Here is a 13,019-nt window from a genome sequence, read left to right as displayed (position 1 = left end):
ATCCAGGAAACTTTTCTATTTTAGGGGTTCCTAAATTCAAAAAACGTTATGGTTGCAAGGAGAGATTTTCTAAAGAACAGCGCCCTGGTAGCAGGCGTTGTTGGGCTGGGACTGCCCAAAACAGTATTTGGCTGGAACGGATATACCTCCCAGCGCCCACCACTGGCAAAGCGGAAATTTACCAGCGAAGCAGTGGAAAAAACGATTGTGAAGGTAAAAGCGCAGATCGCAGATACCAAATTAGGCTGGTTGTTTGAGAACTGTTTTCCTAATACACTTGATACCACCGTTAATTTTAAATCAGAAAACGGCAGACCCGATACTTTCGTGATCACCGGCGATATCAATGCGATGTGGCTGCGTGACTCCTCTGCCCAGGTATGGCCTTATCTGCCACTGGTAAAGGATGATGCGAAACTGAAGGAAATGGTAGTGGGCGTGATTAATCGTCAGACAAAATGTATTCTCATTGATCCATATGCCAATGCTTTCAACGAAGGCCCAACCGGTAGTGAGTGGGATAAAGATCTGACTGATATGAAACCGGAACTGCATGAACGTAAATGGGAAATTGATTCCTTGTGTTATCCGGTACGTTTGTCTTATAATTATTGGAAAATAAGTGGCGACAATACGCCCTTTGATGCTAAATACAAACAGGCGGCTCAGTCTATCGTAAAAACATTCAAGGAACAGCAGCGTAAAGATGGCCATGGTCCGTACAAGTTCCAGCGTATCTCTGCTGTGCAGTCGGATACAGTGGCAAATGGAGGCTGGGGGAACCCAATATCTCCGGTAGGCCTTATCGTGTCTATTTTCCGTCCTTCTGATGACGCCACCGTATTTCCTTTCCTGATTCCTTCCAATATGTTTGCCGTAGTATCTCTGCGTCAGCTGGCGGAAATCAGCGAAACTATTTATAAAGATGCCGCCTTTGCAAAAGAATGTACTGCGCTGGCAGATGAAGTAGACCGTGCTATCAAAGCATATGCTATTGTGGAACATCCCAAGCTGGGCATGATGTATGGCTTTGAGGTGGACGGCTTTGGAAATCGTTTATTCCTAGATGATACCAACGTACCTAGTCTCTTATCCATCCCTTACCTGGGCTACACAGGCATCGATGATCCACTGTACCAGGCATCCAGGCATTTTGTATGGAGCAATTTCCAGCCCTGGTTTTACAGAGGTAAATATGGTGATGGCGTAGGCAGTCCGCATACCGGGAATGACTATATCTGGCCAATGAGCGTTATCATGAGAGCTTTAACCAGCCATGATAAAGAAGAAATAGCTGACTGTATCAAAACATTACGCAATACTGACGGTGGTACTGGTTTTATTCATGAATCTTATCACAAGGACGATCCGACTAAGTTTACCCGCCCCTGGTTTGCCTGGGTGAATACCTTATTCGGTGAACTGATCCTGAAAGTAAGCCAGGAATATCCTGATCTGCTGAAAAGACAATACGCATAAATCATCCAGATAACTTTAATCAGGGATTTTATGAGGTATGTTCAATAAATTGTGAACATAAATCATGAGATCCCTGATTTTTTATTAGATAGTACCCGGTATTCTTAAATCAATAAACCTGACAGTATTAATGGTAGCAGCAAATATTTACCAGCAACGGATAGATCAGTTCAATGAATCGATGAAAAAGGAGAAAAGATTGACCTCTACTTTATCGTGGGCCCGGTTAATTAGTTTCCTGCTGGTAGGCACCAGCGTGGTACAGCTGATCAGGAACGGATGGATGGTCGGTTGGCTGGTATTAGCCATAGCAGGGGTTATTGCATTTGCCCGGTTACTGATACTTTATACCAAAGCACTGCAAAGACTTCAATTATTCGAAACCTTGCTGGAGCTTAACAGGAAGGAGTTACAGCTTGTCACCACCTGGCAGTCATCATTTGAAGACGGGAATGAATTTGTGGATGATAGGCATGATTTTACCAGTGACCTGGATGTATTTGGACCGTCTTCTATTTTTCAACATATCAACAGAACCGGTACTTTGTCCGGCAAACGCATGCTGGCAGCAGCGTTGCGTACGCCGCTTAAAAGTGGGTCTGCTATTATGGATACACAACAGGCCCTGAAAGTGCTGGCGCCCGAACTGGAGTTCCGGCAACAGCTCACGGCTAATGCCCTGCTGGCAAAAGAAGAGGAGAGTGACCGCCGCGAAATTGCCGCGTGGCTGGAAATGCCTTTCCATTTTATTAACAGTAAACTGATCAATATTGCCATCTGGGCAAGTCCTTCGTTGGCAGTGGCAGCCATTGTGTATGGTAGCTTGAGCGGACATTGGTACCCCTTAACAATTATGATTGTCGTGAATTGGTTCTTGCTGGGCATTAATCAAAAGGATATCATGGCGCAGTATGGGCTTATGTCTCATAAGGAGCGTATACTGGATAAGTTTTCGATTTTGCTCAACCTTATTAAAGGCGGTTCTTTCAAAGAGTCGACATTGCTTCAGGAGCAGCAGGATATTGCGAAAGAGGCCGATGTGGCTTTGAAAGGGCTGGCGCGTGTAAGCGGTGCCTTTGATCAGCGTTTGAACCTGTTGGTAGGGTTAATCCTCAATTCCCTGATGCTGTACGATTTTCATTGCATCCTGCGACTGGAGCGCTGGAAGCAGCAACACAAGCTCCATATTGCCAAATGGTTTGATGTGATTACGCAGTTCGAATTATGGAATAGTATGGCCACTTATGCGTATAATCATCCGCAGTTTTCCTGGCCGGAACCACAGGAGGCGCGTGTACTGGAGGCTACTGCGCTGGGGCATCCATTGATCCCCGCCAGCGAATGTGTAAAGAACGACGGTACTGCCGGGAAAAAAGACAGCTTCCTGATCATTACCGGTTCTAATATGTCCGGGAAGAGTACCTTCCTGCGCAGTGTGGGCGCCAATTTGCTGATGGCCATGTGTGGTGCGCCGGTATGTGCGGAACGCCTGATTTTCAGCCCTATGCATATCATGACCTCTATGCGGATTAAAGATTCCATTGCCAGCCATACTTCCTATTTCCAGGCAGAATTGCTGCGTTTACAGCATATTATCCGTCAACTGAAAACAGGGGAGCGGGTATTTATTTTGTTAGATGAAATTCTCAAAGGCACCAATTCGGAAGACAAGCTCTCCGGCTCCCGCAGCCTGATAGAGCATTTCCTACGGTATAATTGCCTGGGGATGATTGCTACGCACGACCTGGAGTTGGGGCAACTGGAAGGTGCGTATCCCAACCAGATCCGCAACTATTGCTTCGAAAGCACTATACAGGACAATCATCTTTACTTCGACTATCGTATCCGGGAAGGGATTGCTCGTAATAAGAATGCCACCTTCCTGATGAAGCAGATGGAGATTATTTAAAAAATATATGCTTAAAACCGGTTTTGCTAAATGACATCTTGCCCTGTAGTAAATAGGGCAATTTGAGTTAACTTTAATTGTCATGTTCCAGTATTAGTTTATTTCGAATAAAAATTAACCACCATGCTTGCAGTATTTCCGCTTTTGACTATAATGTTGCTTAAGCCAGTTTCCGCATCGACAATAGATATTAAACCAGATAAAGTTGCCAAGGGAAAAGCTGTCATTGAAAATAACAGGTATGCGACACAATTAAATGTGAAAAAATTTGGCGCAAAAGGAGATGGCGTATCAGATGACAGCAAAGCAATCAATAAGGTTCTAGATATGGTAACTGCAGGACAAACAGTGTACTTTCCGGCTGGCAATTACCTGGTAAACGATGCGCTGATATTGAGGAATAAAAAGAGCGTTACAATTTTAGGAGATGGGAATGCCAGTCGTTTATTTGTCGACAAGCAACAAACGAGAACTTCAAAAACAACATTTTATAGCACACTATCTATTGACGAATGTAGTAATTCGATCATTAAAAATTTATGTATTGAGAGCCGGGGCGAAAACTGGGGTGATGCTGATGCTGGAGGGAAGTTCAGTGAGCCGGATCAGAGAACAGATTGGATGATCAATAAAGGAGGCCATGCTGTTCTAATTACAAGAAGCACGGGTATTTCCATCAATAATGTTATTGCAAGGTTTTGTGGGTCTTCTGGTGTATTTTATGCGAGCTCATGTGATATGGTGACTTTTAATAGTTGTTTTGCAAATGCTGCTTCTTTAGGGTATGCGGGATTTGCGGTGGACAATTTTGCCAATGGAGCTGTTGACTTTTTGCCTGGGCGGAGATATATTTTTAATAATTGTAAGGTAAATGCAGAATCGCAAAAATATGGCAAATATGCAGCAAAGGGTGGAATAGTAATGGAAGGAGATATGGGGCGGGCTTTAAACTGTACCATAACAGGTGGAGAATTTCAGGATTGTTATACCGGAGGGAATGCCCAAAGTCTGGGCGCTGCTATTTCTGCTGAGAACACCAATCTTACTGCAACAAACGTAAAAGGCGCTGGTAATTATGTGGGTTTGCGGCTTGTACAAAGAGGCGAAATAAATAACGCTGTCAATATCACGGTTTCCAATAGCACTTTTGAGAATAATAAATATTGCGGAATATATATATCTTCTGCTTCCAAGGGGGGAGGGACTATTTTAATTGATGGATGCACGTTCAGCCAGGCGCCGGTAAGTGTCTGGAATTCCTCTCCCAACGCTGTGTATAGCAAAACTACTGGTATCGTAAATGCCAGTTACATGGTATCTGTGAAATTGAAGATAAAGAACTCCGATTTCATAGGGGGAAACCGGTATGTTTATGCAGCTGATAAAACTGATATTAACATAAATAATTCAAGGTTTAATGGCACCGCTGATTCCACCATGAGCTTTTATGGCGGTGGAAATATTGACCTACAAAAAAACACGATCGACGGAAAGTATCCGATTCTTGTGAGACAGTATGACAACATGAAGCGGCATTCGGCTCCTGTAGCGTTAAATGTTGTACAGAATAAGGGAAGTATACCTAATAGCATCATCAATTCGGCGGAGGTGCCTACGGCGTTTATGGCGTCCAATAATGTGAATGGAAACCAGTTGTCGATGGCTCCCAGTAAAGCTCGTCAGTTGAATACAAGTCTTTTGAGTAACAGCCTTGTTTTTAATACTAAGTCGTTTTCCATAAATGTTTTACAGCAAGGGCTACAGGCGCAGAACACTTTTTTGGTAGGGAATATTATAGGAACGCGGGGCTCGAATAGCATTAAGTGTGTCCGTAATAGTAAAGGGGAAGTTTTCGAGGTGTTACAGCTGGTCAGCCCCTTTGGCGGGGATTTGAAAAAAGTGAAGGTCGTTTTACCCGGAGATATCAGAAAATCCTTACTTCCCGGTACCACAGTTGATTTAGGTAATTAATGATTTTGTTAAATATTTTAGTATTTTTACTAAAATATTTAGTATATGACTTTGCCGTTCCAGGAAGGGGGATCAGAGCCTCAATATTATAAAGGCCGTGGTGCGCAGATAAATCCGAAGAATAAATTTCTGACAGACGAATATGCGCAGGAACACGCTGAAGGTATTGATGAGTGGTGGCAGGCGGATGTACCCACCCAGATATTTGAAGAACATGCAAAGACCCTTGTCAACAAGGTAGATAGTCCTGATGTGGGAATGTGGTTTTCCATGAACCCCTACCAGGGCTGCGAGCACGGCTGTATTTACTGCTATGCCCGGAATACGCATCAATATTGGGGCCTGAGTGCCGGTCTTGATTTCGAGCGTAAAATCATAGTGAAACATAATGCTCCTGCACTTCTCCGTAAGTTTCTGGATAACAAGAACTGGGTACCCAAGCCCATTTCCCTGTCGGGCAATACCGACTGCTATCAGCCGGTGGAGCGCAAGATGTGGCTTACCCGTCAGCTGCTGGAAGTAGCGCTGGAGTACAAACAGCCGGTGGGCATCATCACTAAAAACTCATTGGTATTGCGGGATCGCTACCTGCTGCAACAGCTGGCCCAGGAAAACCTGGTATGCGTATACCTGTCCGTTACCACGCTGCAGGAGGATCTGCGATTGAAAATGGAGCCCCGTACGGCTACTGCGGCACAAAGACTTAAAGTGGTGAAAGAGCTGAGCGATCTTGGTGTACCCGTTGGCGTTATGACAGCCCCCATTATACCCGGACTGAACGACCATGAGATTCCCCGCCTGCTGGAAGCGGCAGCGGCCAATGGGGCCAGGTATGCAGGCTATACGGTGGTGAGGCTCAACGATGCAGTGAAGACCATTTTTAACGACTGGCTTTATAAAAACTTCCCCGACCGGGCAGATAAAGTATGGCATCTCATAGAAGGAATGCACGGAGGAACCGTGAATGATAGCGAATTTGGACGCCGGATGAGAGGAGAAGGAAACTTCGCTGACCTGATTAAGCAACAATTTAAAATTCACACTAAAAAGAACGGATTGAACCAGGATCGCTTCGAATTCAATACAGATGCGTTCCGACGGCCAAATTCACAATTGAGTTTGTTCTGAGATAATCGTATGAAATAGTTGCAGTTTAAACTAAATGTTAAGTCTAGGAAAAAAGTAGGGTGTTTTTTTGTGTAATAAAAAAAATAAAAATTATCTTTGTTCCAAGAACAAAAAGAACTGTGCAACTTATATCAACATACAAGATTTTAGCGATGGCCTGCAAGCAAAAGCAGGTCAAGGCCAGATTGCGGGCGTGTTGCACCGATTGTTAACGATAGAAAAAGTTATCAAACGATATAAACAAAAGTCCCGCACTAGAGAAAGTGTGGGACTTTTTGCTTTTGAAGCAGTACTGAAATGACGACATTGAAAGAATTTCAAAAGATAACTGTAATGCAAAAAAAATACACCTCGTGGTGTAAACGGGATGGCTTTGCCTTTAAAAAGTCATACGGACATGGTATGCGGTAATGTGAGAACACTCTCTATACATTATTACTCCCGGTCCGTAAATACGGCCGGGTTTTTTTGTGGCCAAATCCGGCATAAAAATGGCAAACAAAATATTTTTTAAATGAAGTTATGCGCTAACCCATTTCATTAGCAAACAGCAAAGTGCATAATCCCAAAAACGTTAGATGATGAGAAACGTTATTCAAATTGTAAGAGAGGCTTTACTCACCAATTTCAAAGAGTTGGATCAGTGGTTTGAAAAAGACCAGGCATTACTGCACTTCAAACCAGACCGCGATCAATGGAACATCAGAGAAGTATTGGAGCATATTACGCTGACCAACTATTTCCTGCTGCTGATCATTAATAAGAGTACCCGTCGCGCGCTGGAACGTAAAAAGACCGGCCACACCGTGATTCTCCCCGCGGATTACCAGGATAAATTAAGCCAGATAGACGTCATCGGTAGCAAATCCTTTGGTTGGGTAAGACCTGAACATATGGAACCTACCGGATTTAAAAATATACAAGAGGTAAAAGCCCTCCTGAAACAGCAATATGCACAATGCATGTATAATCTGTCCCTCCTGAAAAATGGAGAAGGTGTACTTGTATTCACTAACATGTCTGTAAATCAGCTGGGTAAGCTCGATATATACCAATACATCTATTTCCTCACCAAGCATATTGAACGGCATATCCGTCAGATGCAACGGCTCCAGACAGAGTTCGAAGAAAGTGCGGTATTAATATAATTTTTAAGGTCGACCATCAACATCTGTATTTGTTAGTCCCGATTGGTTACTGAAGCCGGAAGTATGCACACTTCCGGCTTTTTGCTGCCGTTAAAACAGCCTATCTCCAAAGGATATACGCTAAGAGCGTAGATCAGCAGGATCGTCAAATAACGTATATCTACGATCATTTACAATTAATGTTAACAGCAACGAGATAAGTGGACAGGGCATATATAATGCTGCACATGAATAGTTGCGATCCGGCGTCTAAATCTTGAAACCCCCTGCTGGTCATAGATACAGCCGTTAATTTTTTAAGTAAAAAAGTACTGCTGAATAAAGCATAGAAAAAATATTTGAAAATATTTTGTTAAAAATTTGCAATATCAAAATATATCCTGTTATCTTTGCATCGTTAAAATTGATAATAAAAGAAAACTTATAAAAATGAAACGCTTCAATCTATATATGGACAACGCAATTCCTTGCTACGAGCAAGGCAGTGGTGGGTTCCGGGCGTTTTATGTTTACAGGTAGATCAGAAATATTTGTAAAAATAACAGAAGCCCGGGTCCTTGGATCCGGGCTTTTTTGTTATCGTTTTTATGACAATGAATTTGCCAGCAATTACAGAACGGGTTCAGATCCGCCGCAGTAAATGGTTTCAGGATAGCATTAATTCAATTAATGTTAAATGGCCGGGTTATGTCTTAACGTAGTGTATACGTTAACGTTAGTAACCCGGTCCGTGAAAACAGACCGGGTTTTTTTGTGTTGCAAAAAAAAAGATTATTTGAGGAGGTACATATAAAACAGGCAGGCGGAGTAATCCTGCTCCGCTTTCTTCTCCTTTTGAAGATATATTTTTTCGTCTCTGTTTGCAATTTAACCCCCAACAATCAGGTTATCATAAGGATAACTTGTAATTTCCCCCATGATAAATATGATTTACCCAGGGCTCATCGCCCTGGGAAATCTTTATCAGCAGGAAGTATTCACATTCAAGAGATAACGTAACATGAAGCATATAGTTAATAATAACATCGAAATCACTGATGGTGAGCATTTTGATCCGAAGGGAGTGTATACCGTTAATTTTAATGCGATTCCGGATATCAACAATATTTATGAAGTAGATGGCGATAAAGCCGCCGCAGCTTTTGCAAAAACATATGGAAATATTATTACGCATACCCATCGCTATACTGATTATGATAACAAAAAGAAAAAGTATAAGCATAATCAAACACTGATGGTGTTGAATAATAACTGCGTAGTAGCGTTCTGGCAATCATGGTGCGAAATATTGCACAATGGACAAATTCCTGCTTTCGTTACCGAAGTAACGGACATGGTTACACGCTATAAAGAAAAACAGCGCAGAGAACCACATGAAATAAATCTCATCACCAGTGGACGCAAAGGACTGGAGCTGAAAAGCCTGGAAATAAAGCGTACCCGCCTGGATATCGGGATGTTTTATGATGAAGAATTTAAAGAGATCGATAAAGTAATACAGCAACGACTGAAGAAGGATAAAGACAAAGGGATTGTATTGCTGCATGGCTTACCAGGAACAGGAAAAACAACTTATCTGCGTTACCTGATCGGCAGAATTAAGAAACGGGTACTGTTTGTTTCGCCCGACCTGGCTAACAATATTATGAATCCGGAATTCATGGAACTGTTGATTGATAACCCTAATTGTGTGGTGATTATTGAAGATGCAGAAAATGTAATTATGGATCGTAAGTTTTCCGGCAATTCATCGGTATCTAATTTACTGAACTTATCGGATGGCTTGCTGGCAGACTGTTTGAATATACAACTCGTATGTTCTTTTAACAGCGACTTATCTGCCATAGACAGTGCATTGTTGCGTAAGGGCCGGTTGATTGCCAAGTATGAATTTAAACGGTTACAGGTAGATAAAGCACAACAATTATCAAAGCACATGGGCTTCGACAGCGTGATTAATAAACCGATGACGATTGCAGAAATAGCGAATCAGCATGAGCCTTCTTTTGAAAGAAAGCAACATGTGATTGGGTTCAGAAGAGAAGCGCTGGAAGAAATAGCATAAAATGAAAATATGACTAATAAGAGAAAATATTTGTCCATCTATATCAGCATGTTAAGGGAGTTCCGATCGAACACCTAAACATGTTTTATGAACGATTATTTATTGGAATTAGATGCACTGCTGTCTGCTTCGCGTATAAGAAGTGCCAGACAGAGGAAGCGTGTTGCCATCGCGCACCAGGATAAGCAATTGCTGAAACTGGACAGGGAGTACAGTGCTTTGTGTAAAATTTATGACAGCCGTGGATATATATCACTGGAGCCGCCTGTCGTAAAAGGATACATACGTTTTTTTGTCTTGAGAGATGATGTAGCCCGTAGTAAAGATGCCGGATTTTATCAGGGTATTCTTGACAAGATCAATACCCGCACTTATTGTGCGGAGAAGAGTTTCCGTGTGAGTAAACGGCGCAAAAGGAGATGGAGGTATATTGTATACCTGCAGAAATTGTACAAGCCAGATGAAGTCGCCTTCAAGAAAATGGAATTCAGCCGTCGTGCTGCGAATTGTTTTGAGGAAGTCATTAAACAGGATAAACGTACAAAGAAGCCGGTAAAAAAATACGTATTTAAAGAACCCTGGCGCTTTATACTGAGAGTAAGACCCAATGTAATCACACAGCAAAGAGCTGAGGCGCCGGAATTACTTGCACAGATGGATGAGATAGAAGGCTTTCTGAAGCGAAATATGCTGCGTCCCAAACTGTCTAAGTTAAAGTATGGGAGCTATAACAGCAAACGGAGAGAATGGTTGGGCGACTGCAATGGGCGATACCTTGTGGATAAGTGGCTGCTGCCGGATGCCTTTATAAGAAAAGAAGTAGAAGAAGGAATTGGAGCAAACATATTTGTTAACCTTAAAAAAATGAAGTCATGAGAAAAAATCAAATGTCCATATACAACAGCTTGAGCAATCGCTTCTACAAAAAAATGGAAGCAATTAAGTGGGAAATGAATCATTGGTTATGGACAATCCGATACAAACGGAAATTGAAAACTATATTGCAGCATCACGAATAAGAACTGCCAGAAGAAGAACACGTGATGCGCGGACGCAATTTGAGAAACACTTATTAGCGCTCGATAAAAAAAGAAAGGAGTTGAGCCTGGCCTGGTACAAGCGTGGCTATGTACCATTGGAACCGCCGGTAATGAAAGGTTATAAGCGATTCTTTGTGTTGAGAGATGATGTGGCAAGGGGTAAGCACGCTGACTTTTACCAGGCGTTGCTAAAGAAGATCAATACCTATGGCTACAGTCATCGTAAAGATTTTAAAGTAAAGAAAAGGTCACATGGCAGAAAAAAGTTGGTATTAAGAGAACAGCATTTGTTACAGCCTGATGAAAGTCATTTCAAAAAGTTAGAATTTACTGATAGAGAAGCAAACTGTTTTGAAGAACGGCTTTTCTTTCACAAGAATAGTCTCCTACCGGTGAAGCGAATGGTTGTTAAAGAGTCTTGGCGATTCGTATTGCGTATCAGACCTAATATGATTACGCAAACGAGAATGATGGTACCAGAACTGCTATCGCAAATCAAGCATCTGGATAATTACGTGGAGCAGCATTATCTGAACCATAAAATCAGAAAGCTTACACGGAGCAGAGGATCCAGTTGGAGAAGATGGTCTTTTAGCGGTAATGAAAAATATAAATTTAAACAGAAGACCCTGCAACAACTGTTGCAGGAAGAATGGTATGACAAAAATAACCCCATATGTCAAATTTTAAAGTAGGCGGTAAAACCTTACTGGAATTAGGTTACTCCAAAAGTCCTGTGTTTCGTTTAGCCATCAATGTAATGGATGAACATTTCAGTCATCTGACCCGTGACGAAGCGATAGATATTTTGAAGAAAGTGTTGGCAGATCCTGCTGCTTATGTAGCGGATGATAAGTTAGGAAAGGTGGCTGAACAGTTGTTGAGCCCAACTGCACCGGAAGAAATTGCATTGCGTGAAACGCCGGTACCATACGCCGTTTTCGGGCTGGACAATATTGCGGACGGCGCGATACAGCAGTTGAATAATGCGGTTCGTTTACCCGTTGCCGTAGCTGGATCTTTAATGCCGGATGCGCATCAGGGATATGGACTGCCTATCGGTGGGGTATTAGCAGCCGATAATGCGGTTATTCCTTATGGTGTGGGGGTGGATATCGGTTGTCGTATGTGTTTGAGTATACTGGATTTGCCAGAGCAGTCATTGTTGATAAATGAAGGCGAATACAAGAAGCAGCTGGTGAACTGGACTAAATTTGGTGCGGGAGTAGAGTGGAAGAAAAGAGAAGCCGATCCGGTATTGGAAAGAAATGAGTTTAAGGAAATACGTTTCGTGAAGAATCTGTTTGATAAAGCTGCTGGTCAATTGGGAACTTCCGGTTCCGGTAACCACTTTGTGGAGTGGGGAATTGCGACTATCACAGATGCACAGAATGAGTGGGGATTGGCACCGGGTAATTATGTGGCGTTGTTATCGCATTCCGGTTCCCGAGGACTGGGGGCGCAGATAGCGGGGCATTATACACAGGTGGCAAAAGATCTTTGTCCCTTGCCGGAGAAGGCAAGACATCTGGCTTACCTGGATCTGAATTCAGAAGCAGGACAGGAATACTGGCTGGCTATGAACCTGGCGGGTGATTACGCATCTGCCTGTCACCATTTGATTCATAAACGGCTTATCAATGCGATGGGCGCTACCTTGCTGGCAAGAGTAGAGAACCACCATAACTTCGCGTGGAAAGAGACATATGAGGGTAAAGAAGTGATTGTGCATCGTAAAGGTGCAACACCAGCAGGTAAAGGCGTACTGGGAGTGATTCCGGGATCTATGACGGCACCTGGATTTATTGTGCGGGGAAAAGGAGAGGTAAGCAGTCTGCAATCAGCATCGCATGGTGCAGGGAGACTGATGTCCCGCACTCAGGCGCAGAAATCAATTACGGACCAGCAGTTAACGCAGGTATTGCAGGAGCATGGGGTTACGTTGATTGGAGGAGGGTTGGATGAAGCGCCTGGTGCGTACAAGGATATCAATACCGTGATGGCCGCCCAAACAGACCTGGTGGAAGTGATAGGGAAGTTTGTTCCTAAGGTAGTGAGAATGGCCGATGGCGGACCTCCGGAGGACTAATAACGATATATGCAATGACGCGATGGCGGAAGATGACGAAAGTTGTTTTCCGCTTTTCGTTTTTATTAGTCTAGTAAAATAGTAGGATATTTAATTTTTATTACTTATCATTGTGGTAGTTTACCACCACCAGATACTTATTTATGATACCTATACATGGGCTGGCACCGTGTATGAGCCTATGTCTTAT

The 13,019-nt window shown here is 42.9% G+C and carries 9 protein-coding genes; all 9 read left to right on the top strand.

Annotated features, from left to right (window positions below):
- Positions 1-48 precede the first annotated feature (48 nt).
- The 9 genes from AC1DCV_RS13085 (at position 49) to AC1DCV_RS13045 (ending at position 12,829) form a co-directional block, all read left to right on the top strand.
- Positions 49-1,479, top strand: coding sequence for a glycoside hydrolase family 125 protein (locus AC1DCV_RS13085; protein WP_441577791.1), 1,431 nt, complete (start codon positions 49-51; stop codon positions 1,477-1,479).
- Positions 1,480-1,609: 130 nt separating this feature from the next.
- Positions 1,610-3,388 (top strand): MutS-related protein, encoded by a 1,779-nt coding sequence (locus tag AC1DCV_RS13080; protein WP_477023578.1) that lies wholly within the window; start codon positions 1,610-1,612, stop codon positions 3,386-3,388.
- A 123-nt stretch (positions 3,389-3,511) separates the two neighbouring features.
- On the top strand, positions 3,512-5,359 hold the full coding sequence (locus AC1DCV_RS13075; RefSeq protein ID WP_477023577.1) for a glycosyl hydrolase family 28-related protein: 1,848 nt from the start codon (positions 3,512-3,514) through the stop codon (positions 5,357-5,359).
- 45 nt (positions 5,360-5,404) lie between these two features.
- A complete protein-coding gene (locus AC1DCV_RS13070; protein WP_477023576.1) occupies positions 5,405-6,487 on the top strand; it encodes a PA0069 family radical SAM protein in 1,083 nt (360 codons plus the stop codon).
- 578 nt (positions 6,488-7,065) lie between these two features.
- Positions 7,066-7,635 carry a DinB family protein gene (locus tag AC1DCV_RS13065; protein ID WP_477023575.1) on the top strand — a complete coding sequence of 190 codons (570 nt, stop codon included), beginning with the start codon at positions 7,066-7,068 and terminating at the stop codon, positions 7,633-7,635.
- Between the two features lie 1,000 nt (positions 7,636-8,635).
- Positions 8,636-9,700 carry an AAA family ATPase gene (locus AC1DCV_RS13060; protein ID WP_477023574.1) on the top strand — a complete coding sequence of 355 codons (1,065 nt, stop codon included), beginning with the start codon at positions 8,636-8,638 and terminating at the stop codon, positions 9,698-9,700.
- Between the two features lie 87 nt (positions 9,701-9,787).
- Positions 9,788-10,576, top strand: a complete 789-nt coding sequence (locus AC1DCV_RS13055; protein WP_477023573.1) for a hypothetical protein — start codon at positions 9,788-9,790, stop codon at positions 10,574-10,576.
- An 88-nt stretch (positions 10,577-10,664) separates the two neighbouring features.
- Positions 10,665-11,435: a hypothetical protein gene (locus AC1DCV_RS13050; RefSeq protein ID WP_477023572.1), complete on the top strand. Its 771-nt coding sequence runs from the start codon at positions 10,665-10,667 to the stop codon at positions 11,433-11,435.
- On the top strand, positions 11,417-12,829 hold the full coding sequence (locus AC1DCV_RS13045) for an RtcB family protein (protein ID WP_477023571.1): 1,413 nt from the start codon (positions 11,417-11,419) through the stop codon (positions 12,827-12,829). Before AC1DCV_RS13050 ends, AC1DCV_RS13045 begins: the two co-directional genes overlap by 19 nt.
- The last annotated feature ends 190 nt before the right edge of the window (positions 12,830-13,019 follow it).

This window comes from Chitinophaga sp. 10T418 (assembly GCF_056394125.1).
The sequence above is the reverse complement of the archived record's forward strand: the minus strand, read 5'-3'. Positions and strand labels throughout refer to the sequence as shown.

Excerpts from the sequence above, each read along its gene's own strand:
- AC1DCV_RS13045 (WP_477023571.1), top strand. The coding sequence starts at position 11,417 with ATGTCAAATTTTAAAGTAGGCGGTAAAACCTTACTGGAATTAGGTTAC.
- AC1DCV_RS13055 (WP_477023573.1), top strand. The coding sequence starts at position 9,788 with ATGAACGATTATTTATTGGAATTAGATGCACTGCTGTCTGCTTCGCGT.
- AC1DCV_RS13065 (WP_477023575.1), top strand. The coding sequence starts at position 7,066 with ATGATGAGAAACGTTATTCAAATTGTAAGAGAGGCTTTACTCACCAAT.
- AC1DCV_RS13085 (WP_441577791.1), top strand. The coding sequence starts at position 49 with ATGGTTGCAAGGAGAGATTTTCTAAAGAACAGCGCCCTGGTAGCAGGC.
- AC1DCV_RS13080 (WP_477023578.1), top strand. The coding sequence starts at position 1,610 with ATGGTAGCAGCAAATATTTACCAGCAACGGATAGATCAGTTCAATGAA.
- AC1DCV_RS13060 (WP_477023574.1), top strand. The coding sequence starts at position 8,636 with ATGAAGCATATAGTTAATAATAACATCGAAATCACTGATGGTGAGCAT.
- AC1DCV_RS13070 (WP_477023576.1), top strand. The coding sequence starts at position 5,405 with ATGACTTTGCCGTTCCAGGAAGGGGGATCAGAGCCTCAATATTATAAA.
- AC1DCV_RS13050 (WP_477023572.1), top strand. The coding sequence starts at position 10,665 with ATGGACAATCCGATACAAACGGAAATTGAAAACTATATTGCAGCATCA.
- AC1DCV_RS13075 (WP_477023577.1), top strand. The coding sequence starts at position 3,512 with ATGCTTGCAGTATTTCCGCTTTTGACTATAATGTTGCTTAAGCCAGTT.